The sequence below is a fragment of the Micromonospora acroterricola genome, from assembly GCF_003172955.1.
GTDB classification, from domain to species: Bacteria; Actinomycetota; Actinomycetes; order Mycobacteriales; family Micromonosporaceae; genus Micromonospora; species Micromonospora acroterricola.
The window spans coordinates 1-22,509 of sequence record NZ_QGKR01000296.1 but is presented as its reverse complement, the minus strand read 5'-3'; the positions used below and the strand labels follow the sequence as shown (position 1 = coordinate 22,509).

The window sequence follows — 22,509 nt, the reverse complement described above, 5'->3', positions numbered from 1 at the left end:
GGTGAACGGCACGGGCCGATCCTCGGGACATCGGAGAACGTCATCGCGGCCGGGGTGGCCGAGCCCATCGTAGGGGGAGCGGGCGGCCGGGTGAAGCTCAGCCGAGGACCCGATGCCCGGCGCGCTCCAGGGCGGCGGTGCCCTCGGTGAGCCGGACCGCCGGCACCAGCAGGTAGTCGGTGTCGAAGGTGGAGAACGTGACCACGCTGACGCGGGCCTCGGCGAGCGGGTCGACGAGCGCGGCCAGGGTGCCGGTGCCGGGCACGTCCACCGGGCCGGCGACCCGCAGGCAGCGCCAGGCGGTCTCCACCACGGCCTGCGCCGGCGCCCGCTCGGTCGGGCAGATCACCGAGATCCCGTCGGCGGTCCAGCTCACGGTGACCACGTCGGCCTGGCCCAGCCCGCTCGACAGCTCGTGCGGCAGGGCGGAGCCGGCGGCCAACCGGCACACGGCGTACTCCCCCGGCAGCAGAGCGATATCGAGCATGAGGGCACCTTACGGCCTCGGTGCGGACCCGCCCCAGCATCGCCGCGTGCGGCGAACGACACACTCCGTCGCAGGTCAGACCTCGGACAGGAAGGTGAGCGAGCCCGCCACGGCGCCGTCGGCGAGCACCGGGGTGGAGATCGCGTCCACGGTCGCGTCGGAACTGTCGGCCGAGGCGGCCTGCACCCGGAGCAGCCCGCGGGCGAGGCGGCCCGACGAGAGCGCCAGCAGAGGCGGGATCTTGTCGATCTCGGCCTCGGTCAGCTCGCCCCGGTTGGCGGTGAAGTCCAGCAGGCGCAGCCCACCGTCGAGCAGCGGCCGGCCGATCAGGCCGTCCGGCTCGCCGAGGCAGAGCAGCTCGCAGCCGGCCGTGGAGATCGCCACCACCCGGGTCTGGGCGTCGATCAGCAGGCAGGGCTCGTCGGCGCGGTGGACCGTCGAGGACCACTGGCCGAAGTTGTCGGACTCCGGCTCTGTCGAGGCCCGCGCCGCCGGCACGAACACTTCCGAGAGCGAGAGTTCGACGTGGGCCACCGAGCCTCCTATGTACACCGACGGACTGTCCACGCTAGCGGGTCGCCGACGGAACCACCGAGCGCACCGGGCCACCGGGTCGCACCGCCGAAACGGGGCGGCCGGTGACGGCGCGGGAGCCGGTGGGGTGGACGGGGACCGGAGCCGCGTGGCGTCGCCGGTGACGTTACCGGTGGTGGGCCGGCTTGTCAGCGGCCGTTCGGCCCTCGTCGTACCACCGGTAGTCGGCGGTCGGACGGTACGTGCCGTTCAGCCAGGTGCTCGGGTGCTGTGCGACCCGGGACAGCTTCTCGGCCGTGGCGGGGCTGATCCGGCTGCCACCGGCCACGAGGAGCCGGTCCAGCTCCCGGTGGGTGGCCATCAGACAGTCCTTCGGCAGGCCGTAGACGCTGATCACGCCGGAGCCGACGAACGTCAGCACCGGCGTCACCGGGACGGGCAGCTTCACCGCGTCGGAGAGGGCCTTGCTGGCCCGCTTGGCGTCCCGGCGGGCCTCGGCCACGTACGGCGGGCGCTTGCCGTTGATCTGCACGACGTCCCCGGCGACGAGCACTCGGGCCCGGCCGTGGTCGGCGATGGTCACCGCGAACAGGCCGCTCGGCCCGATGGCGAGGAACCCGGCACGCTCGTCCTGGCTGCGGTCGAGCAGGACGTCCGTCACGTCGGTGCGGGGCCACTCGATCACGTGCCAGGCCGGCCCGAGGTGGTCCAGCTGGCCCAGCGCGCGTGCTCCGGCCGCCTCCAGTCGGCGGGCACCCCGCTCGGCCCGACGACGACGGGCCCATTCGAGCGGTGTCGGACGGACCGGCGCGAGAACCCCCGGCGACTCGACGCGGGGGTGGGGCACCGCGACGGGCGGCAGTGCCCGGGCGGACGGTACGGCTCGTCGTGCGGGAAAGACAGTCATCGCGACCTCCGGCAAAAGGTCCCTCGAAGTTATGTCCCCACTACCCTACGTTGACACTCCCCGGGTTCGGCAAGCCGGAGCGCCGGAGTGACTGTGGATGAATGCCATATTCATCCACAGTTCTTTTCTCGGATACCGCCAAACCCTGCCCTACGCTGCTGGGGTGACCCACTACGTCGACAGCGAAGTCGGCCGGCTCGGCACCGTACTGCTGCACCGGCCCGGCCCGGAACTGGCCCGGCTCACCCCCCGCAACAACGACTCGCTCCTGTTCGACGCGATCCCGTGGGTCGGCCGAGCGCAGGAGGAGCACGACGCGTTCGCCGCCGCGCTCCGCGAGCGCGGCGTGGAGGTGCTCTACCTCGCCACCCTGCTGGCCGAGACGCTGGCTGTCGCGGACGCCCGCGCCGAGCTCACCGAGCAGGTGCTGAGCTCCCACCGGCTCGGCGACAGCCTGCGCGCCCGGGTCGCCGACCACCTGTCCTACCTGGACCCGGCCGCGCTGGCCGACGTGCTGACCGCCGGGCTGGCCCACGAGGAGCTGCGGATCAGCTCGGAACGGCCGGGCGGCCTGGTCTACACGCTGATGGACCGGCACGACTTCGTCATCGACCCGCTGCCCAACCTGCTCTTCACCCGGGACTCGTCGATGTGGATCGGCGACCGGGTCGGAGTCACCAGCCTGGCCATGCCGGCCCGGCGCCGGGAGACCACGCTGACCGACGCCATCTACCGCCACCACCCGCGCTTCGCCGGCACCGAGTTCGTCTACCGCCCGCACCTCGAGCACCTGGAGGGCGGGGACGTGCTGCTGCTCGCCCCCGGGGTGCTGGCCGTCGGTGTGGGTGAGCGGACCACACCGGCCGGCGCGGAACGCCTCGGCCGGCAGGTCTTCGCCGCCGGGCTGGCCCACACGATCCTGGTGGTGCCGATCGCCCAGGAGCGCGCCACCATGCACCTGGACACCGTCTGCACGATGGTCGACGTGGACGCCGTGCTGATGTATCCCAACGTCGCCAGCACGCTCTCCGCGTACACCGTGATCGCCGGAGCCGACGGCGAGGACCCGCGGGTGGACGGCCCGGCGCCCTTCCTGCGGGCCGCCGCCGACGCGATGGACCTCGACCAGCTCCGGGTCATCGACACCGGGCTGGACCCGGTCACCGCGGAACGGGAGCAGTGGGACGACGGCAACAACACCCTCGCCCTGGCGCCCCGGCTCTGCGTCGGCTACGAGCGCAACACCGAGACCAACGCCCAGCTGGAACGGGCCGGCATCGAGGTGATCCCGATCGCCGGCTCCGAGCTGGGCTCCGGCCGGGGCGGGCCACGCTGCATGTCCTGCCCGATCACCCGCGAACCGCTGCCGGGCAGGGCCCCCGTCGACGCCGCCTAGCGCGCGAACAGGGGTCAGCGCAGGGTGAGCTGGCGGCCGAGCAGCCCCTGGCGGGCGCGCCGGCCGGCGGCGTCCAGCGGGTCGGTGGCGGCGAGCGCCTCGGCGTACCGCTTGGCGAACTGCGCCACCGGGTCCTCCCAGTCGGTCGCCGGAGTCTCCTCCGGCAGGTCCCAGACCGGCACCAGCCGACCGTGCGCGCGGAACATGCCGGCGAACCGGGTCTGCTCGCCGAGCGACAGCGTGCCGGCCGCGCCGAGCCGTGCCAGCGCGTCCAGGGCGGCGTCCTCGTCCTCCGGCAGCACCCAGCGCACGTGTGCCTTCTCCGGCACCTGGCACCAGTACGCGGCCTTCGCGGCGGTCAGTCGCACCGTCGGGTAGATGGCCCCGTTCGCCCGCTCCAGCGACGCCTGCACCGTCGGGTCGTCCGCGGCGCCGGGGTCGAGCCAGAACTCGAACCCATCGTGCATGGTGATCTCCAGCGGCCCGTTCACCAGCACGTCCTGGAGCCGGGGGCCGGGGCCGGGCAGCGGCGGCACGGTGACCTGGCCGCCCGGCTCGGCCCGCAGGGCGCAGAGCAGCGCCTCGGCCAGGTCCCGGGAGACGTCGCCGGACTGCTGGTGACGCTGGAGACCGATGAGCACCCGGCCATCCGGCTTGGTGATCGCCGGGGCGGCCATCGGCAGCACCGTGGCCAGCGTGACCGGCCGGTCCCCGAACTCCTCGACAAGGGCGGGTGCCAGCCGCAGCGGCGCGGAGGCGGCGGGCACCAGCTCGCGCAGCGCGATCCACTCGGGCTCGTCGGCGAGCCCCTCGAAGGGACGCGGCACGAAGATGTCCCGCACCTTGTCCCGCCGGGGCGTGGTGTCGGCGGCTCGCTGGCTCTTTCGACGCTTGCTCACGGCGTCACAGCCTAGAGGCCCGACCGGCTCCTCGTGGGCGGGACCCGCCCCGAGCGCCCTTCAGCCGGCCGCCACCAGGTCGGACCGGGACGCCGGGGCCGGATCGAACTCCGCCCACACGCGCTGCCCGAGACCGTCCCGCTCGAAGCCCCACCGAGTGGCCAGACCGGCCACGATGTGCAGCCCGCGCCCGTCGGCCGCGTCGGGGCCGGCCGTCCGGATGCGTGGCCCGGCGCCCGCGCCGCCGTCGGTCACCCGCAGCTGGATCCGGGGACCTGCCGCCGAGGGCCGCACCCGCCAGGCCACCCGGACCACGCCGCCGGGCAGCGGCCTGGCGTGCCGCACCGCGTTGCCCACCAGCTCGGCGAGCACCACGATCAGATCAGCGAGGAGGGCCGGGGGTACGACGTCCGCCAGCTCGTCCGCGAGCCGGTGCCGGGCCAGCCGTGCTCCGGTGGGATGGTGGGGCACCACCACGCACCACGCCCGTTCCCTCGCTGCCGCTGTCACCGTCGCCTCCACCTTGCGCCACCGCGCTCAACCCCGCGGCAGCCGCACCTCTGCGACCGTACCGCCGCCGGTCCTCGGACGTAGGGATACCCATCCATTCTGCTGTTCAACGATCCGGCGGACGAGATAGAGGCCGAGCCCGGCGCCCGGGTAGCCGCGCCGGTCGCCGGACTCGCCCTGCCAGAACCGGTCGAACGCCCGCTCGACATGCTCGGGGCGGATGCCGATGCCACGGTCGCTGACGCGGAACGCCACCAGTTGGCCGTCGACGGCCGCGGTGATCTCGATCGGTGCGTCGGGTGCCGAGTACTTGCCGGCGTTCGTCGCCAGCTCGGTCAGCACGGTGGCCAGGCTGGGCCGGTGGCCGAGCGCCTTGGGCAGGTCGGCCGGGAGGCGGAGCACCAGCCGGCGACGTAGTTCCGCGGGCAGGTCGACGACCGCGGAGCGCAGCGCCGCGCCGAGGTCGAACGGGGTGGGCGGGTCGTCCCCCGGCCCCGCCTCGGCGGCCGAGGAGAGCAGCCGGTCGACCAGCCGGGCCAGCTCGTTGGCGCGCTGCCCGATCACCCGCGCGGCCTGCCGCCGGTCGGAGTCGGTCAACGAGTCCCAGTGGTCGGTGAGGGTGTCCGCATACCCCTTGATCACGGTGACCGGGGTGCGCAGCTCGTGGCTGGTCACCGCGACGAACAGCTCCCGGTCGTGGTCCCGGCGCTGCTGGTCGGTGATGTCGCGGAAGGTGACCACCCGCAGCGTGCCCGGGCCGGGCAGCTCCCCAGAGGTGATCCGCAGCCAGCGCCCGTCCGGCAGCCGGTGGTCGCGGACCTGGCCGGACGGCGGCAGCGGGAACGGTAGCGGGCGGCTCAGCGCCTGCTCGGCCGACCGGCCGGTGACCTGGGCGGCGGCCGGGTTCCAGAGCCGGACGTGCCCGTCCCGGTCGACCACGGCCAGCCCGTCGGCGAGCGCCGCCACCACCGGGCCGTCGCCGTGCACGGGCAGCCCGGTCTGGTCGCCGTACATGTGCGCGACGCAGGAGGCGAGGTAGGCGACCACGCCCTGCTGCTCGGCGCTCGGCTCCTCGTCGCCCGGGTAGAACGCGTGCAGGCTGCCGACGGTGTGGCCGCCGATCTCGGCCCGGGACACCACCATCCGGCGCAGGCCGGAGCCGGCCAGCTCGTCGGCGAGCTTGCCGTTGAGGTGGTCCACGAGGACCTGGCGGGCCCGTGGCCCGGAGAGCAGGCAGACCGTGTCCGGGTCGTCGGCCGCCAGCGGGCGGCCGAGCGTCCACTCCGCCGCACCGGTCGCGGCGATCACCCGGCCACCGGTCGGGCCGTACTCGGCGAACGCCATGCCGGCCGCGCCGAGTGCCGGCTGGGCCACCCGCAGGAGCTGGGTGAGGACCGGCAGGCCGGCGTCCCCAGAATTGATCATCTCGATCACGACGGTGTGGCCGGCGATGAGAGCGGGAAAATCGATACGCTCCGGCATGTGCCGAGTCTGCCCCGCCGACCCGGGTTTCGGCACCCCCGCCCGGCCGGCGCCGGTCAGCGGTCCAGTCGGGCCAGGGCGTGTGCCGGTCGGTCGGTGATGATCCCGTCGACCCCGGCGGCCAGGACCAGCTCCAGGTCGGCCGGCTCGTTGACCGTCCAGACGTACACCTGGTTGCCGGCCGCGCGGAGCGCGGGCAGCAGCTGCGGGCGGGCCCGGACCAGGCCGATGCCGGGCCCGGCGATGCGGGTGCCGAACGGCAGCCGGCCGAGCCGCAGCCAGCGCGGCAGCACCTCCAGCAACAGCACCGTGGGCAGCGTCGGGGCCAGCTCGTGCACCCGCCGGACCGCCAGCGGGGAGAACGACATGACGGTGACCTGGACCGGACCGTCCGGCGCCGGGTCGGCCAGCCCGTACCGGCGCAGCAGGGTGACGAGCTGCCGCTCCACGTTCGAGCCGTAGCGGGACGGGTGCTTCGTCTCCACCAGCAGCCGGACCGGGCGGCCGGCGGCCAGCACCGCGTCGAGCAGCCGGGTCAGGGTCAGCAGCCGGGTGTGTGAGTCGTCGGGCGGCACGTCATCGCTCGGCGCGCTGCCCGGATGCCAGGAGCCGAAGTCCAGCGCCTCCAGCTCGGCGAGCGTACGCGCGCTGACCAGGCCGCGGCCGTTGCTGGTGCGGTCCAGCCGCCGGTCGTGTACGCACACCAGGTGCCCGTCGCGGGTCAGCCGGACGTCACACTCCAGGCCGTCGGCGCCCTCGTCGAGGGCGCGCAGGTAGGCGGCGAGGGTGTGTTCCGGGAGGTCGTACGAGGCGCCGCGGTGCGCGAAGACCAGAGGCCCGCCCATCCTGCCGCCTCAGATGACCTGGCCGGGCTGCCCGTTGGCGTCGACCACCGGACGGCCGACGGCCGCCCACTGGCGCATTCCGCCGTCGGCGTTGCGCACCTGGTCCCAGCCGTTGCTGACCAGGTAGGCGACGACCTGGGCGGAGCGCCCGCCGGAGCGGCAGATGACCGCCACGTCCCGGTCGGTCGGCACCTCGGCCAGCCGCGCCGGGAGCTCCATCATCGGGAGGTGGTGAGCGGTGGGGGCGTGGCCGGCCGCCCATTCGTCGGCCTCCCGCACGTCCAGCAGGTAGGTGTCGTCGGCGATCTCGGTCACGGGCACGGTGGGAACCTGGGGTCCGAACACAGGTACCAACACTAGATCCTCATCGGGCGGATCGGCACCGACCCGGCCGTCGGCACGGTCACAACCGGGTCACCCACCGCGGGTTGGCCTGAGCCCAGGCCGGCACCCGGGTGCCGCGTACGGCCTCGAACAGCCCGTTCCCGCCGTTGTCGAGCACCACGTACGACACCTCGTCGATGATCTGCGGCGACGAGGGCAACTGCACGCCCCGCAACCCGTCGGCCGGCAGCGCGCGCAGCGCGAGGAGCAGGTCCTCCAGGGGTACGCCGTTGGTGTCGACGGTCAACGAGCCGCCGACCGCCCGGAGCACCTGGTCGAGCTTGACCGGGTTGCTGCGCAGGTCCGCCTGGCCGGCGCGGTCCAGCATCGCCCGGAGCAGTTGCTGCTGGTGGCGCTGCCGGTCGTAGTCACCACCGGGCAGGTCGTAGCGCTGCCGTACGTAGTCCAGCGCCTGGGCTCCGTCCATCTGCTGGCAGCCGGTGGGGAAGACCCGGTTGGTGTGGATCGACCGGACCTCGGTGTCCACGCACATCTGCACCCCGCCGAGCAGGTCGATCACCTTCCGGAAGCCGTTGAAGTCGATCAGGGCGGCGCCGTCGAACCGGATACCGGTGAGTCGGTTCAGGGTGGCGGAGAGCAACCGGGTGCCGGCCTGCCCGCCGCCGCCGTGCTCGTACGCCGCATTGATCTTGTCCTGGCCGCCGCCGAAGCCGCTCGTCGGCGGGATGGCGACCAGCAGGTCGCGCGGGATGGAGACCAGGTACGCCTCCCGGCGCCCGGGGGGCACGTGCACGATGAGGATGGTGTCCGAGCGTTGGTCCGGCCCGCTGTGACCGGCGCGGCGGTCGGAGCCGACCAGCAGGTAGTTGAGGGAGCCGTCCAGATCCGTGCGGTCGTTGCGGGCGCCCGGGTCGAGCAGCTGCTCCCTGGCGACCGTGCGGTCGTACCGGTGGCTGAGCGTCTTGAGCCCGACCACGGCGATGCCGGCCAGCAGGACGAGGGCCAGACCGACGCCGAGCAGGATTCGCGCCCAGAGGGCGCGGCGCGGAACGGGCGCTCGGGCCTCGTCGGCCCGGCCCGCCGCGTTCCGTCCCGACCTGGACGTGACCGCCTCCCCGCAGCGATACGTGAAACGTGCTCACGTCAGGCTACGGGCGGTGACGGGACGGTCGCCGGCTTTCCGGGACTTCCGGCCGGAGCCAGCCCTACGGCCGGTCAGCCGCGGCGGTCACTTGCGAGTGGAGATCATTTCGGGGTGGGTGAAGATGAACTCGGCCAGTTTGTCCTGCTTGACCGCCTGGAACATGTCCAACGTCTCCGCGTTCAACGCCTCGCGTTGGTTGCCGTTGCCGTTGAAGGTGCCGTTGTTGGTCTTGAGCATGGTCAGGTCGTTCGCGGTCACCCCGCGCATGGTGAAGATGAAGTTCTCGATCGGCACGCCACCGGTGTCCAGCACGAACGCCTTGCCCGCCGCCTTGATCAGCTGCTGGAGCTTCGCCGGGTTGGTGAGCATCCCCCCGTCGGTCGCCTTGCGGGCCATCGCCTTGATCAGCTGCTGCTGGTTCTGCTGGCGGTCGTAGTCGCCGCCGGGCAGGCCGTAGCGCTGGCGGGAGTAGTCCAGGGCCGCCCAGCCCTCCATCTCGCGACAGCCCTTCTTGTGCACCACCGTGGTCATCGGCTTGCCGGTCTTCTTCGCGTCGGCGTTCCACATCGGCTTGCCGTCGACGAACGACATGTGCTTCGACTTGACCTCGTGGCTCACGCAGATCCGCACCGTGCCGAGCGTGTCGATGACGTTCTTGAAGCCACCGAAGTTGATGATCGCCGCGCCGTCGAAGCTGACGCCGGTGAGGCGCTTGATCGTCTGCGCCATCAGCTGGGCGCCGCCCTCCCAGCCGCCGCCGTTGCGGGCACCGGCCTGGAAAGCTGCGTTGATCTTGTCGGTGCCGCCGGCGAACCCGCTCTTCGGGAAGGCCGGGATCTGCGCCTCGGTGTCCCGGGGGATGGAGATCAGGTACGCCTGGTCGTGCGAGGCCGGGATGTGCAGGATGATGATGCTGTCCGACCGGACGTCATCGGCGGCCCAGCGCTCCCGCGCGTCCACGCCGAGCAGCAGCATGTCGATCGGGCCGTCCAGGTTGGCGCCGCCCTCGGCGTCGGACTTGCCGGCATCACCGAGCAGGTTCCGCTGGGCGATGTCGCCGGTCGCCTGCCCGATCAGCACCTTGCTGCCGACGATGGCCACTCCGCTGCTGAGCATCAGCACGGCACCGAAGACCACGGTCAGGCGGGCCCAGAGCGGATCCTTGCGCCGGGGGCGCTTCTTCGCCGACCCGCCACCCGACCCGCCGCCGTCACCGGGTGGGCGACCGCCCGGCCCGCCGGGCGTGGAGCGCGGCTGCACGGGGATGGACGCGGCGATCCGGCCGCTGGGGGCGGCGGACCCGGTGGACGAAGGGCGACGGCTGGCCTGAACCGGCATGCGTGCTCCAGCTCGTGATCAGGAGGGGGCGGCACCACTGTACGTACATCAATTCGACTTGGCGAGTTCATCCCGGGTCAATCCGGACGCCAATTTCGCGTGGGTCGGTTGATCGTCGGCACTCGATGACCCGAACGGGCGGTCGCCGGTCGGCGGCCGGTCCGGTCGTCAGTGGGCCGTACCGGCAGCGTCGGCCCTCCCGTGCCGTCAGCCGCCCTCGGTGCCCTTGGGCTGGTTGGCCTTGACCCAGTCCGCCATGGTGTCCGAAGACATGGCCCGGTACATCGCCAGCGCCTTCTCCCGGTCGGAGACCACCACCGACTCTCCGTTGATCGTCTGGCTGCCCGAGTTCGGGCTGGTCACGAAGGTGAGGTTTTCGCCGCGCAGGTTGCGGAACTGCAGCGCCATGTCCGTCACCGAGAACCCCTGGTCGACGGTGGCCGCCGCGGTCACCGACTGGAGGAAGTCGTTGAGCTTCTTCGGGTTCGCCAGCGTGCCGGTGCTCGCCGCCTTGTCCAGCAGCGCCCGCAGGAACTCCTGCTGGTGCCGCATCCGGGCGAAGTCCCCGTCCGGGAACTGCTTGCGCTGCCGGATCCAGTCCAGGGCCTCCGTGCCGTCCATGTGGTTGGTGCCCTTGGTGAACGTCCGGTACGGCTTGTGGATCGAGGTGATGGTGCGCTCGACCTTCAGGTCGACCCCGCCGAGCGCGTCGGTGACCTGCTTGAACCCGGCGAAGTCGATCGCCATCACGTGGTCGATCCGGACGTCGGTGAAGCACTCCACGGTGCGGACCGCCAGCGGCAGCCCGCCGAACGCGAACGCCGCATTGATCTTGGCCCGCTGGCCGGAGCCGCAGTCCGCGCCGGCGCTCTGCGGGATCGGCACGTAGAGGTCACGAGGGATGGAGACGAGGTACGCCTCCTGGTGGTCGGCCGGAATGTGCATCACGATGATCGTGTCGGCGCGCCACTGGCTCTTCGTGTCGACCGGTGCGTCCGGGTCCCGGGAGTCGCTACCGACCAGCAGGATGTTCAGCGCGCCGTCGACCGTCTTGGCCGGCCGGCCACCGGTGATCTCCGCGAACGGGTCGGTCCGGGCCAGGTCGCCGTCGAGGTTGCGCGCGTACAGCCAGGCGCCGATGCCGCCGAGCAGGGCCAGCACCAGCACCGCGACCCCGGCCACCAGGCCGATCCGGCCCCAGCGAGGGCGTGGGCCGCGCCGGCCCGGCCCACCGGCGCCACCCGGGCCGCCCGGACCACCGGGCCCTCGCGGCCCCTCCGGGCCGCCCGGCCGGGGCTGCTCCTCGTCGTACGACGGGTACCACCGCGTCTCGGTCGGGCGGGCGCGACCGGAGGCGCCCCGGTCGGGGCCGGGCACCGAGGCACGCCCGGCGCTGCGGTGCAGGAACGGGTGCGGAACGCCGGCAGACGAGGTCGCTGACATGTAACTCAGGGTACGTAGGGCTGGCCACAACCGCCCTCAGGTGACACTCAGCGAGGGCCCGTGCGTCGCCAGCCGGTCAGCCCAGGCGGGCCCGGAAATACTCGATCGTGCGTCGCAGGCCGTCTTCGGGCGCCACGGTCGGCTCATATCCGAGCAGTTCGCGGGCGAGGGTCAGGTCCGGGCGACGCATCTCCGGGTCGTCGGCGCTACGGGTGATGTAGGTCACCTCGGAGGTGCTGTCGGAGAGCGAAACGATCAACTCGGCCAGTTGCCGCATGGAGAGCTCGTGCTCGGTGCCGCAGTTGACCGGACCGGTCTCGCCCGAGTCGAGCAGCAGCAGGATGCCCCGCACCAGATCCTCGACGAAGCAGATGGACCGGGTCTGGTTGCCGGTGCCGTGCACGGTGATCGGCTCGCCGCGCAGCGCCTGGGAGATGAAGGTCGGGATCGCCCGACCGTCGTCCGGGCGCATCCGGGGGCCGTACGTGTTGAAGATCCGGACGATCGCCGCGTCGAGCCCGCGGTAGCGGTGGTACGCCATGGTGGCGGCCTCGGAGAAGCGCTTCGCCTCGTCGTAGACGCTGCGAACGCCGATGGGGTTGACGTTGCCCCAGTAGGTCTCGCGCTGCGGGTGCTCCTTCGGGTCCCCGTACGCCTCGGAGGTGGAGGCCATCAGGAACCGGGCGCCGTCGGCGACCGCGCGGTCCAGCAGGTGCAGGGTGCCCACCGAGCCGACCCGCATGATCTCCACCGGCAGTTGCGCGAAGTCGGTGGGACTGGCCGGGGAGGCCATGTGCAGGATCGCGTCGAACCGCTCGGTCAGCGCCGGGTGGTGCGTCGGCAGGCCGTCGGAGATGTCCGCCTCGACCAGGGTGAAGGTCGGCCGATCCAGCAGGTGGGCCACGTTCTCCTTCGAGCCGGTGACGAAGTTGTCCAGCGCCACCACCGTGCAGCCCCGGGCGATCAGGGCGTCCACCAGGTGCGACGGGACGAAACCGGCGCCGCCGGTGACGAGAATGCGGTGACCGGAACCGAAGCGCTCAGCAACCTTCATGCCGGTCAGCCTACCGAGCCCCGGAATCGGGGAAGGGCCCCCTGGTGACGCGTGGCGTCGTACAGGGGGCCCTTCTCGACAGGTGCCGCGACTAGTGGGCGCCAGCGCCGGTGAGGGCGCGGACCTCCAGCTCGGCGTACTTCTCCTCGTCGTGCTCCTTGGAGATGAGGGTGCCGATCCACCCGCACAGGAAGCCGAACGGGATGGAGAGAATGCCCGGGTTGGACAGCGGGAACCACTGCCAGTCGTGATCCGGGAACATCGAGGTCGCCGCCCCGGAGACCACCGGCGAGAAGAACACCAGCAGTACGGCCGAGAGCAGCCCGCCGTAGATCGCCCACACCGCTCCGGAGGTGTTGAACCGCCGCCAGAACAGGCTGTAGAGGATCGCGGGCAGGTTGCCCGAGGCTGCCACCGCGAACGCCAGCGCCACCAGGAACGCCACGTTCAGGTTCTGCGCGAAGATCGACAGGGCGATCGAGACCGCGCCGATCACCAGGGCGGAGATCCGGGCGACCCGTACCTCCTGCCGCTCCGACGCCTCACCCCGCTTCATGACGTTGGCGTAGAAGTCGTGCGCCAGGCTGGACGAGGAGGCCAGGGTCAACCCGGCGACCACCGCCAGGATGGTGGCGAAGGCGACCGCCGCGATGATCGCCAGCAGGGCCGCCCCGCCGAGATCCCCGCCGAGGAAGTCGATGCCGAGCGCCTCGGCCAGCTGCGGCGCGGCCGTGTTGCCGGCCTTGTCCTGGGCGGTGATCGCCTCGCTGCCCACCAGTGCCGCGGCGCCGAAGCCGAGGGCCAGGGTGAGCAGGTAGAACGTGCCGATGATGCCGATCGCCCAGAGCACGCTCTTCCGGGCCGCCTTGGCGGTCGGCACGGTGTAGAAGCGGATCAGGATGTGCGGCAAGCCGGCGGTGCCGAGCACCAGGGCGATGCCGAGGGAGAGCAGGTCGACCTTGTTGTAGAAGGTCTGTGTCGAGTTGCCGGCGACCTCGACGCCGTACCGCAACCCTGGTTCGAGGAACGCGCTGCCCTTGCCGGACGAGGCGGCGGCGTCGCCGAGCAGCGACGACAGGTTGAACTTGTACTTGGCCAGCACCAGCAGGGTCATCACCAGCGCGCCGCCCATCAGCAGGAACGCCTTGACGATCTGGACGTAGGTGGTGCCCTTCATGCCGCCCACGGTCACGTAAACGATCATCAGGGCGCCGACCATGATGATGGTGGCCACCTTGGCGGTCGCCGCGTCCATGCCGAGGAAGGTCGTCCCCGGCCGGATGCCGAGCAGCAGCGCGACCAGCGCGCCGGCGCCCACCATCTGGGCCAGCAGGTAGAAGATCGACACCGTGATGGTGGAGACCGCCGCCGCCGTACGCACCGGACGCTGGCGCATCCGGAAGGCCAGCACGTCGGCCATCGTGTACCGGCCCGAGTTGCGCAGCAGCTCCGCGACCAGCAGCAGGGCCACCAGCCAGGCGACCAGGAAGCCGATCGAGTAGAGGAAGCCGTCGTAGCCGTAGAGCGCGATGATGCCGGCGATGCCGAGGAACGAGGCGGCCGACATGTAGTCGCCGCCGATCGCCATGCCGTTCTGGAAGCCGGAGAAGGAGCGACCGCCCGCGTAGAAGTCGGTGGCCGTCTTGGTCTGCCGGCTGGCCCAGATGGTGATGGCCAGGGTCACGGCCACGAAGACCAGGAAGAGCGTGATGGTCAGGTTGCGGGCGGTGTGGTTGCCCGCCTCGGCCGCGAGGAGCGGGTCAGCCGCGAGGACCGTCTTCATGGGTCACCTCCCCGATCTCGGCGCGGATCCGGTCGGCGACCGGGTCGATCTTCCGGTCGGCGTACCGGGAGTAGAGCCAGGCGATGAGGAACGTGGAGACGAACTGGAGCAGGCCGAAGACCAGCGCGACGTTGATGTTGCTGTCGAAGAGCCTCGTGCCCATGAAGTCCCGGGCGTACGCGGAGAGAATGACGTAGAGCGCATACCACAGGAAGAACGCGACGGTCATCGGGAAGACGAAGCCGCGCAACGCGCGCCGCAGTCCGGCGAACTCGTCCGACCGTTGTACGGCCAGGTACTTGTCCGGCTGGGAAGCGGTCGGCGCGGGTGTGTCCGTGGACATCTGTGGATCACCACCTTCACAGGCGTTGGGGGAGTTTCGCGCACCGTAGAGAGCGCGCTCCCCGCCGGGGAAGGTCGAGATCGACGCCGGTCGCCGAGTGCGCCGAGCGGTTGACTGGCTGCGCCCAGTGACCCAGGTCACTCCGGTGACCGGTCGGTCGGGCCGGACGGTCGTCGGGCCCCGCTCAGCCGGGCAGCTCGTGGTAGCGGCCGCGGTAGTGCAGCAGCGGGCTGGCGTCCTCGGCCAGGTCGACCGCCTCGATCGTGGCCTCGACCAGCAGGGCCCAGCCGTACTCCCGGGCGGTGTCCAGCCGGCAGCCGACCCAGCCGCCGGCGTCCGCCGGAACCGGCCCGTACGGGGTGTCGGTCCAGGTCCCCGAGGCGAACAGCCCGCCAGGTGCGGGGAAGAGCCCGGCGAACCGGTCGGCGAGCTGCCGGTGCGGCGGGCCGAGCGGCGCGACCGCGAAACGGCCCGCCTCCTCGACCGCCGCCCAGAGATCCGACTCCGCGTCGATCAGGCCGAGCAGGCGGTCGGGCTCCCCCTCGGCGACCAGCGTGGACGAGACGGTCAGCCCCGCCGGGCCGGGTGCGGTCCAGAGCGTCACCGGGGCGGCGAGCCGACCGCGCAGCCGGCGTACCGGCGACCGTTGCCCGGTCGGCACCGCGAACGGGTCGGTGTGGTGGATCTCGGCGCCCGGCTCATGATTCACGTGAAACATTGTGACCCCGTCAGCCCGCTTCGAGGACCCGGCCGCCGAAGGTCCGGACCAGAGTGGCCACCTCGTCCGCCCGCGTGTCGAGCACGAAGTGCCCGCCGTCCAGCAGGTGCACCTCCGCCCCGGGAACGTCGGACTGGTACGCGGCCGGCTCGGTGACCTCGAAGGACGTGTCGTGCCGACCCCAGACGACCAGCAGCGGTGGCTGGGTGCGGCGCAGCCACTCCTGCCAGGTCGGGTACGAGGCCACGTTGGTCCGGTAGTCGTACATCAGGTCGAGTTGGATCTCGATCTCCCCGGGGCGACTGAGGAAGGCGTGCTCATCGGTCCACAGGTCGGGGTCGTACCGCTCGGGCTCGGGATCGTTTCCGACGTGTCGGGTGCGGATCGCCGCCAGCGACAGGACGTTCTCCCGGACGGCGGCCTCATGCGCGGCCCGGTCCTGCCAGAAGGCCCGGCGGGTCGCCCAGAGCGGGCCCAGCCCCGTGTCGTGGGCGACCGCATTCTGCACGATGAGGCCGCGCGGTCGGCCCGGATCGGCGAGTGCCATCCGGAACCCGACGGGACCGCCGTAGTCCTGCACGTAGAGCAGGTACCGCTCGACGCCGACGGCGGCGGCGAAACTCGCCATGGTGGCGGCGATCCGGTCGAACGTGTACGGGAAGCTCCGGGGATCCGGGGCGTCGCTGTGCCCGAACCCGGGGTAGTCGGGCGCGATCAGCCGGAACCGGTCGGCGAGCCGGCCGAGCAGTGGTTCGAACATCCGCGACGAGGACGGGAAGCCGTGCAGGAGCAGCAGCACGGGTGCGTCCGGTGCGCCGGCCTCCCGGTAGAAGATGGAGAGCCCGTCGACGACCACGCTGCGGTAGCGGGTGCGCAAGCTCATGCCGACCATCCCCCTGCCCCGACTGATCGCACCATATCGGGCGGTCTACCGGCCCGGGCGGCGTTCGACCGGAACGTCCCCCCGGCCAGAGCGGGGCCGTGCTCAGCGGCGCGGGGTGACCGTGGCCAGCAGCTCCGGCTGCCGCCGGTCCAGCACGTCGCCGGCCAGGTACGCGCCCAGCAACGCCGCCCCGAGCCCGTACGCCGTGCCGACCGGCAGGGCCAGCCAGAGCCAGGCGTCGCCGAGCAGCGCCGCGGCCACCACCATCGGCACCGCGACGACCGCCGAGGTGACCATGGCCAGCAGGGTGAGCAGGCCCTTCGCCACGCCCGCGCCGCTGTTCATCGCGAACGGGTTGCTCGTCTCCGGCAGCGAGTACGCCCCGAGCACCGAGACGAAGCTGTTCACCGCCAGCCCGGCGCCGTAGGTGGCGGCCAGGCTGCCGGCGGTCAGCCCGATCCAACCCGGGCGGCCGAGCACCACCGACAGCGCCACCGCGACGACCGCCAGCATCGGCAGCACGTACAACGAGAAGGCGGTCATCCGCGCGCGCAGCTCCACCCGGCCGGTAACCCCGGCCACCACGTTCGCGGCGTACGCGCTGCCGTCGAAGCCGAACTGGTTGGCCAGGGTCACCGAGGCGAGCACGCCGACGAAGAGCATGGAGAGGGTGACCAGGACCGGTGAGCTGTCGCTGGCACCCAGCGTCAGACCCTGCTCGCCCTCGGCCACGAAACCCGCGCCACCAAAGTTGAGCATCACTGGCACGAAGATGCCGACCACCGCGATCGTGATCAGGTTGGCCCGGCGCCGAGCGTCCCGCCACCAGTACCGGGCCTCCCGGGCGACCAGCGCACCGAACTGGTCGCGACGGACCCAGCTGGCGACCCGGGGGAACAGTTGGGCGACCGCGCCACCGGTCACGCCCCGCCGGACCGGTGCCCGGCCGGTGCTCGCCGCGCCCACCATCGCCGACTCCAGCGACCGCGACCACCAGGCCAGCAGCGCGGCGAGCGCCACCACCGTGATCAGCAGCTTGAGCGGAGCGGCCCAGACCCGTCCCTGGGCCACGTCGATGCCGGCGGTCCAGGGTGCGCCGAACGGCGTCCACCCGATCACGGACGCCACCCCGGTCAAGCGGTCCCAGTCCGTCTCCCGTAGCGCCGCCAGACCGAAGATCTGCAACGGGCCGAGCAGTGCCGCGACCACCGCCAGCAGCACGGCCGCCAGGTCACGCACCCGGCGGGACCGCAGCATGGTCGCGAAGGCGCTGGTCACCGCCCGGCTGGCGGCCACACACAGCAGCAGCCCGGCGACCACGCCGACGGCGGCCACCAGGCCGGCGGACCAACCGCCCAGCGCCCAGGCGGTGAGCACCAACCCGAACGTCGCGATCAGCACCGCCAGCACCGGCACGCTGACCAGGGCAGCGGTGAACAGACCGACGACCAGCGTGCGGCGGGGCAGCGGCAGCAGCGCGAACCGGGCCGGGTCCAGCGTCTCGTCCACGCCGAAGAAGACCAGCGGCAGCAGCAGCCAGCCGAGCACGAGCAGGCCACCACCGGCCGCCGCGATCAGCATCGCGTACCGGTCGTCGCCCGCCAGGCCGGGCGCGGCGAAGAGGAAGAAGCCGCTGGCGGCGAACCAGAGCCCGACCAGCGCACCGCCAATGAACAGGGCGACCCGCCAGCCCTGGCCCCGGAAGTTGTTGCCCATCACCCGCAGCTTGAGCCGCACGAAGTGCCGGGCGGAAACCGCGCGGACCGGCGCGGCGGGCGCGGCCGTCACCGGGAGAGCCACGAGAGCTCCTCACCGGTCGCGGTACGCCCACCGACGACCTCCACGAAGACCTGCTCCAGAGAACGGTCGCCGCGGACCTCGTCGATCGTGCCGACCCGCTTGATGATGCCCCCGGCGAGAATCGCCACGTGCGAGCAGAGCCGCTCGACGACCTCCATCACGTGACTGGAGAAGACGACCGTGCCACCGCCGGCCGCGTACCGGGTGAGGATGTCCCGGATCAGCGCGGCGGAGACCGGGTCGACCGCCTCGAACGGCTCGTCCAGCACCAGCACCCGGGGGCCGTGCAGCAGCGCGCAGGCCAGGCCGATCTTCTTCTTCATGCCCGCCGAGTAGTCCACCACCAGCGTGCGCCCGGCGTCGCCGAGCGCCAGAACGTCCAGCAGCTCCGCGGAGCGCTGGTCGACCACCGCCGGGTCCATCCCCCGCAGGAGCCCGTTGTACGCCAGCAGCTCCGCCCCGGTCAGCCGGTCGAACAGCCGGACCCCGTCGGGCATCACGCCGAGCAGCCGCTTGGCCGTGACCGGGTCGCGCCAGACGTCGTGCCCGAGCACCCAGGCCGAACCGGCGTCCGGCCGCAACAACCCGACCGCCATGGACAGGGTGGTGGTCTTGCCGGCGCCGTTCGGGCCGAGGAGGCCGTAGAAGGAGCCGGCCGGGACGTCCAGGTCGACGCCGGCCACCGCGATCGTCCCGTCGAATCGCTTCGCCAGGCCACGCAGCGCGAGCGCGGGGTGCTCACCAGTCATGCGCCGACGTTATCCGTCGATCGCCAGTTCCGCGCTCCGGCCGCAGGTGGACCCGCCCTCATCCCCGAGACGGACGCCGCGATGCCCAAGCCCCGATCGGCGGGCCCTTCCCTACAACCGCAGGGATTCGGGGGTGTGCAGGCGCAGCATGGTGGCGGCGACGTCGGCGGGTGCCCGCCGACGGGTCGCCATCGACACCGCCACCATCACGGTGAAGGCCAGTGGCACCGTCCACGCGGCCGGCTGCGCGGTGAGCGTGGCCGGCCAGCCGGACAGCGGCGGGCCGAGCACGGTGACCAGCACCGCGCCGATCGCCGCGCCGCCCCCCACCAGCACCCCCGCGGCGGCGCCCAGGTCGGTCAGCCCGCGCCACCAGATGCCGAGCACGAGCAGCGGGCAGAAGCTCGACGCGGCGACCGCGAAGGCCAGCCCGACGACCTGCGACACGTCCAGCCCGGAGACGTTGAGCGCCAGCACCGCCGGCACGCCACCGGCGATCACCGTGGCCAGTCGGAAGCCGCGTACCGAACCTCGGCCGAGCACGTCCGTCGAGATCACCCCGGCGACGCTGGTCAACAGCCCGGACGAGGTGGAGAGGAAGGCCGCGAACGCGCCCGCCGCGACCAGCGCGGCGAGCAGCCTCCCGACCAGGCCGTCGCCGAGGGCCGCGCCGGGCAGAAGCACCACCACCGCGTCGGTCTGCCCGCTGACCAGCAACTGTGGGGTGTAGATCCGGCCCAGCACCCCGTACAGGGTGGGCAGCAGATAGAAGGCGCCCACCAGCGCCAGCACGACCAGCGTGGTCCGGCGGGCCGCCGCGCCGTCGGGGTTGGTGTAGAAGCGGACCAGCACGTGCGGCAGGCCCATGGTGCCGAGGAAGGTGGCCAGGATCAGCGAGTACGTGGCGAACAGGCCCCGGTCGTCGTCGCCGGCGGCGCTGGGCAGCAGCCAGTCGGCGGCGTCCGTGGCCACGCCGGACACCTCCGGCACCGGGTCGCCCGCCGCGAAGGTCAGCTCGTCGCCGGGGCGTACCTCCCGGATCTCGCCGTCGGGCAGGGTCAGGGTCGCGCGGTGCTCGACCACGACGGTGGTCGCGGCCCGGAACGTCGGTCCGTCGGGCGGGGTCACCGCCGGGCGGGCGTCCGCCTGCCACTGCAACGCCAGGAAGATCGCCGGTACGGCGAGCGCGGTCAGCTTGAGCCAGTACTGGAACGCCTGGACGAAGGTGATCGCCCGCATACCGCCGAGCGCGACGTTCGCGGTGACCACGGCGGCCACCAGCAGGGCGCCGAGCGGGTACGGGGAACCGGCCACCGTGGCCAGGGTGAGGCCCGCGCCCTGGAGCTGCGGCACCAGGTAGAGCCACCCGATGAAGATCACGAAGGCGGTGGCCAGGATGCGCAGCCGGCGGGAGCCCAGCCGCAGCTCGCAGAAGTCGGGCAGAGTGAACGCGCCGGACCGGCGCAGCGGGGCGGCCACGAACAGCAGCAGGGCCAGGTAACCGGCGGCGAACCCGACCGGGTACCAGAGCACGTCGACGCCGTACTTGAGAACCAGGCCGGCGATGCCGAGGAAGCTCGCCGCCGACAGGTACTCCCCGCCGATGGCGGCCGCGTTCCAGGTCGGACTGATCGCCCGGGAGGCGACCAGGAAGTCGGACGTGGTCCGGGCCAGCCGCAGCCCGTAGAAACCGATCCCGACGGTGACCAGGGTGACCGCGACGATGGCCGGGACCACGTAGTCGTTGGCCACCTCAGCGCTCCGGCCGCTGCACCAGGTGGATGAAGTCCTGCTCGTTGCGCTCGGCCAGCCGCACGTACGCCCAGCCCACCCCGATCAGGAACGGGAACGAGCCCACGCCGAGGAGCAGCCAGGGCAGGTTGACGCCGGCGAGCGTGGTGCGGCCGAGCGACGGTGCGATGGCGAACAGCCAGGGCAGCCCGCCGAGCCCGATGGCCACCACCAGCGAGAGCCGCAGCGCCAGCGCGAGCTGGGCCCGGACCAGGCCGCGGACCAGCGCCTCGCCGACCTGGGTCTGCTGCGCCAGCTCGGTGCGCGTCCGCTCGGCGCGGCTGTCCTGCCGGGTGATCTCGGCCAGCACGATCCGGGTGCGTCGGGGCGGCGGCACCGTACCGCCGGACCCCACGTCAGGGAGTTGCTTGGCCACCCCGGCAGTCTCGCCCGCCCTGCGGGAATGTCAAGCGGGCGCGATCACCAGCGCATCCGATCGGCACAGTGCGTCGCGCCGGCGGTCGCCGAGATCCCGTCCAGGTGCCGCCGGGCCCGCTCGCGGCCGAGGTTCGCCGCCCAGAGGCCGTCCCGGGGCAGCTCGGCGGCGATCTCCCGCAGCGCACAGGCCCGCAGCGGCTCGGGCAGCCGGTCCAGTGCCGGTACGGCGTCGGCGGAGAGCCCGGCGAGGTAGCCCACGTCCAACCGGCCGGTCTCCCGATACCGGTCGACGTTCCGGTCAGCGATCAGCCGGTCCGGGTTGACCAGGGCCAACCCGAGCAGCGCGAGCACCGCGGTGCCGATCACGAGCCGGGGCAGCCACTCGGCGCGCAGCCGCACCACGGCAACCCCGACCAGGACGAAGAGCAGCCCGAGCCAGAGTTCGGCGGTCGCCACGACGAGCCGGAGACGGGTGGCCCCGTACGCGTCGGCGTAGACCTGCATGCGGTAGAGCGCGGACGCGACGACGACCAGGCTGAGCGCCGTGAGCGCACCGAGGAGTACGCGGACCAGCAGCCGGTCGGCCCGGGTGGCCCTCGGTGCCCGACGGGCGGCGATCGCGATCACCAGCAGGGTGAGCGCGGTGACGGCGAGCAGTTGCCAGAAGCCGCCGCGGGCGTACTGGGCGTAGGTGAGCCCGGCCGTGCGCAGCACGTGCCCCGCGCCACCGAAGAACACCGTCAGCTGCACCAGCACGAACGCGGCGAACAGGGCGTTGAGCAGTGCCAGCGGCAGCGCCCACTCCAGCCGGTGCGCCGGTCGGGTCGGGGCCGGGCGCAGGCCGTCCAGGTTCGGCGGGCGGCTGACCAGGTACGCGCCGCCGAGCAACCCCAGGCCGATCAGCAGCAGGCGGGCCAGCCAGCCGAAGGCCCCGCCCGCCGAGATGTCGGGCAGCAGACCCGTGACCAGGTCGGCGAAGACGGCGTCGGCGGACGAGAAGAGCAGACCGAACAGCACCAGCAGGCCGGCCGAAACCACGAGACTCGTCATGATCCGCCCGATCCCCGGGCCGGCCGGGCGGGTGTGGCGCAGCCCGCGTACCGCCCAGGGGAAGGCCCGGACCGTCGCGGCCGGCGGCAGCGTCGCGGCCACCAGCATCCCGAACGGGCTTCGCCCGCCGGTCACGGCGAGCGTCGCGGTCACCGCGGCGGCGATCAGGCAGAGCACGAAGAGCCAGCCGGCGGCCCGGACCGTGCCGACGGCGACCAGCGCGACCGTCGCGGCTGCCCAGGCGACCCGTGCCACCCGCCCCGGTGCCCCCGTGGCACCGGGACGGGCGGTGGCGGGCGCCTCGGTCACGCCGTCCGTCCGGGTCGTTGCCGGCGTTGCCGGCGTGGCCGGCCTGCTCGGTACGGCCGCGGTCGGCGCTGCGGTGGTCGGCGCTGCGGTGGGCGGCGTGGCGGGTCGCGTCGCCGGATTGTCAGGCGCGGCGGCGAAGGCGGTCCGCTCGGAGCCGGTCGGGCCGGGTCGGACGACGCTGGCGGTGACGAGGGCTGCTGTGGCGGCCAGCGCGGCCACCAGCCATCCGACGCCCGGACGAACCGTCGGCAGCGTCGAGGCGCCGACGGTTCGTCCGGGCGTCGGATGGCTGGTGGCCTGGCTCTTATACACATCTCCGAG

21 protein-coding genes and 1 pseudogene are annotated in these 22,509 nt (G+C 72.6%); 1 reads left to right on the top strand and 21 read right to left on the bottom strand.

All coding sequences use genetic code 11. The features are described from left to right. Window positions 1–97: 97 nt before the first annotated feature. The 3 genes from DKT68_RS25635 to DKT68_RS25625 all read right to left on the bottom strand — a co-directional run bounded on the left by DKT68_RS25635 (window position 98) and on the right by DKT68_RS25625 (window position 1,928). Entirely contained in the window at window positions 98–487 is a 390-nt protein-coding gene (locus DKT68_RS25635; RefSeq protein ID WP_109819942.1) for an ACT domain-containing protein, read from the bottom strand. 75 nt (window positions 488–562) lie between these two features. Further along, window positions 563–1,021 carry a hypothetical protein gene (locus DKT68_RS25630; RefSeq protein ID WP_109819941.1) on the bottom strand — a complete coding sequence of 153 codons (459 nt, stop codon included), beginning with the start codon at window positions 1,019–1,021 and terminating at the stop codon, window positions 563–565. A 166-nt stretch (window positions 1,022–1,187) separates the two neighbouring features. Beyond that, window positions 1,188–1,928, bottom strand: a complete 741-nt coding sequence (locus DKT68_RS25625) for a hypothetical protein (RefSeq protein ID WP_109819940.1) — start codon at window positions 1,926–1,928, stop codon at window positions 1,188–1,190. Between the two features lie 163 nt (window positions 1,929–2,091). Between DKT68_RS25625 and DKT68_RS25620 the strand changes: the two genes are divergently transcribed. After that, the gene (locus DKT68_RS25620) at window positions 2,092–3,324 is read left to right on the top strand and encodes an arginine deiminase (RefSeq protein ID WP_109819939.1); all 1,233 of its coding nucleotides are present in this window, start codon (window positions 2,092–2,094) and stop codon (window positions 3,322–3,324) included. A gap of 14 nt (window positions 3,325–3,338) precedes the next feature. On the opposite strand, the gene DKT68_RS25615 is transcribed toward DKT68_RS25620, so the two are convergent. The 18 genes and pseudogenes from DKT68_RS25615 to DKT68_RS25530 form a co-directional block, all read right to left on the bottom strand. Next, the gene (locus DKT68_RS25615; protein ID WP_109819938.1) at window positions 3,339–4,223 is read right to left on the bottom strand and encodes a DUF5926 family protein; all 885 of its coding nucleotides are present in this window, start codon (window positions 4,221–4,223) and stop codon (window positions 3,339–3,341) included. Window positions 4,224–4,283: 60 nt separating this feature from the next. Then, window positions 4,284–4,700 carry an ATP-binding protein gene (locus DKT68_RS25610; RefSeq protein WP_109819937.1) on the bottom strand — a complete coding sequence of 139 codons (417 nt, stop codon included), beginning with the start codon at window positions 4,698–4,700 and terminating at the stop codon, window positions 4,284–4,286. Between the two features lie 60 nt (window positions 4,701–4,760). Then, window positions 4,761–6,215 carry a PAS domain-containing sensor histidine kinase gene (locus tag DKT68_RS25605; protein ID WP_109819936.1) on the bottom strand — a complete coding sequence of 485 codons (1,455 nt, stop codon included), beginning with the start codon at window positions 6,213–6,215 and terminating at the stop codon, window positions 4,761–4,763. A 56-nt stretch (window positions 6,216–6,271) separates the two neighbouring features. Beyond that, window positions 6,272–7,060, bottom strand: coding sequence for a glycerophosphodiester phosphodiesterase (locus tag DKT68_RS25600; protein ID WP_109819935.1), 789 nt, complete (start codon window positions 7,058–7,060; stop codon window positions 6,272–6,274). Window positions 7,061–7,069: 9 nt separating this feature from the next. Further along, complete coding sequence (locus DKT68_RS25595; protein ID WP_109819934.1) at window positions 7,070–7,405, bottom strand: rhodanese-like domain-containing protein; 336 nt, start codon at window positions 7,403–7,405, stop codon at window positions 7,070–7,072. Window positions 7,406–7,463: 58 nt separating this feature from the next. Continuing rightward, window positions 7,464–8,381 carry an LCP family protein gene (locus tag DKT68_RS25590; protein ID WP_456238190.1) on the bottom strand — a complete coding sequence of 306 codons (918 nt, stop codon included), beginning with the start codon at window positions 8,379–8,381 and terminating at the stop codon, window positions 7,464–7,466. 252 nt (window positions 8,382–8,633) lie between these two features. Next, window positions 8,634–9,887: an LCP family protein gene (locus DKT68_RS25585; RefSeq protein WP_109819932.1), complete on the bottom strand. Its 1,254-nt coding sequence runs from the start codon at window positions 9,885–9,887 to the stop codon at window positions 8,634–8,636. Between the two features lie 207 nt (window positions 9,888–10,094). Continuing rightward, the gene (locus tag DKT68_RS25580) at window positions 10,095–11,330 is read right to left on the bottom strand and encodes an LCP family protein (RefSeq protein WP_109819931.1); all 1,236 of its coding nucleotides are present in this window, start codon (window positions 11,328–11,330) and stop codon (window positions 10,095–10,097) included. Window positions 11,331–11,406: 76 nt separating this feature from the next. Next, window positions 11,407–12,384 (bottom strand): NAD-dependent epimerase/dehydratase family protein, encoded by a 978-nt coding sequence (locus tag DKT68_RS25575; protein ID WP_109819930.1) that lies wholly within the window; start codon window positions 12,382–12,384, stop codon window positions 11,407–11,409. A gap of 91 nt (window positions 12,385–12,475) precedes the next feature. Next, on the bottom strand, window positions 12,476–14,167 hold the full coding sequence (locus DKT68_RS25570) for a solute symporter family protein (protein WP_109819929.1): 1,692 nt from the start codon (window positions 14,165–14,167) through the stop codon (window positions 12,476–12,478). Continuing rightward, complete coding sequence (locus DKT68_RS25565) at window positions 14,145–14,510, bottom strand: DUF485 domain-containing protein (protein ID WP_109819928.1); 366 nt, start codon at window positions 14,508–14,510, stop codon at window positions 14,145–14,147. Before DKT68_RS25565 ends, DKT68_RS25570 begins: the two co-directional genes overlap by 23 nt. 184 nt (window positions 14,511–14,694) lie before the next feature. Further along, window positions 14,695–15,231 (bottom strand): annotated as a pseudogene (locus tag DKT68_RS25560) (flavin reductase family protein); the annotation flags it as partial. Between the two features lie 7 nt (window positions 15,232–15,238). Beyond that, window positions 15,239–16,111 carry an alpha/beta fold hydrolase gene (locus tag DKT68_RS25555; protein WP_201749187.1) on the bottom strand — a complete coding sequence of 291 codons (873 nt, stop codon included), beginning with the start codon at window positions 16,109–16,111 and terminating at the stop codon, window positions 15,239–15,241. A gap of 102 nt (window positions 16,112–16,213) precedes the next feature. Then, on the bottom strand, window positions 16,214–17,911 hold the full coding sequence (locus DKT68_RS25550; protein ID WP_109819925.1) for an ABC transporter permease: 1,698 nt from the start codon (window positions 17,909–17,911) through the stop codon (window positions 16,214–16,216). Beyond that, window positions 17,896–18,660 carry an ABC transporter ATP-binding protein gene (locus DKT68_RS25545; protein WP_109819924.1) on the bottom strand — a complete coding sequence of 255 codons (765 nt, stop codon included), beginning with the start codon at window positions 18,658–18,660 and terminating at the stop codon, window positions 17,896–17,898. The genes DKT68_RS25550 and DKT68_RS25545 overlap by 16 nt, the downstream gene beginning before the upstream one ends. 111 nt (window positions 18,661–18,771) lie before the next feature. Continuing rightward, window positions 18,772–20,412, bottom strand: coding sequence for a sodium/solute symporter (locus tag DKT68_RS25540; protein ID WP_109819923.1), 1,641 nt, complete (start codon window positions 20,410–20,412; stop codon window positions 18,772–18,774). 1 nt (window position 20,413) lies between these two features. Further along, the gene (locus DKT68_RS25535) at window positions 20,414–20,827 is read right to left on the bottom strand and encodes a DUF485 domain-containing protein (RefSeq protein ID WP_236647069.1); all 414 of its coding nucleotides are present in this window, start codon (window positions 20,825–20,827) and stop codon (window positions 20,414–20,416) included. A gap of 44 nt (window positions 20,828–20,871) precedes the next feature. Further along, window positions 20,872–22,500, bottom strand: coding sequence for a DUF4153 domain-containing protein (locus DKT68_RS25530; RefSeq protein ID WP_236647070.1), 1,629 nt, complete (start codon window positions 22,498–22,500; stop codon window positions 20,872–20,874). Between the last annotated feature and the right edge of the window lie 9 nt (window positions 22,501–22,509).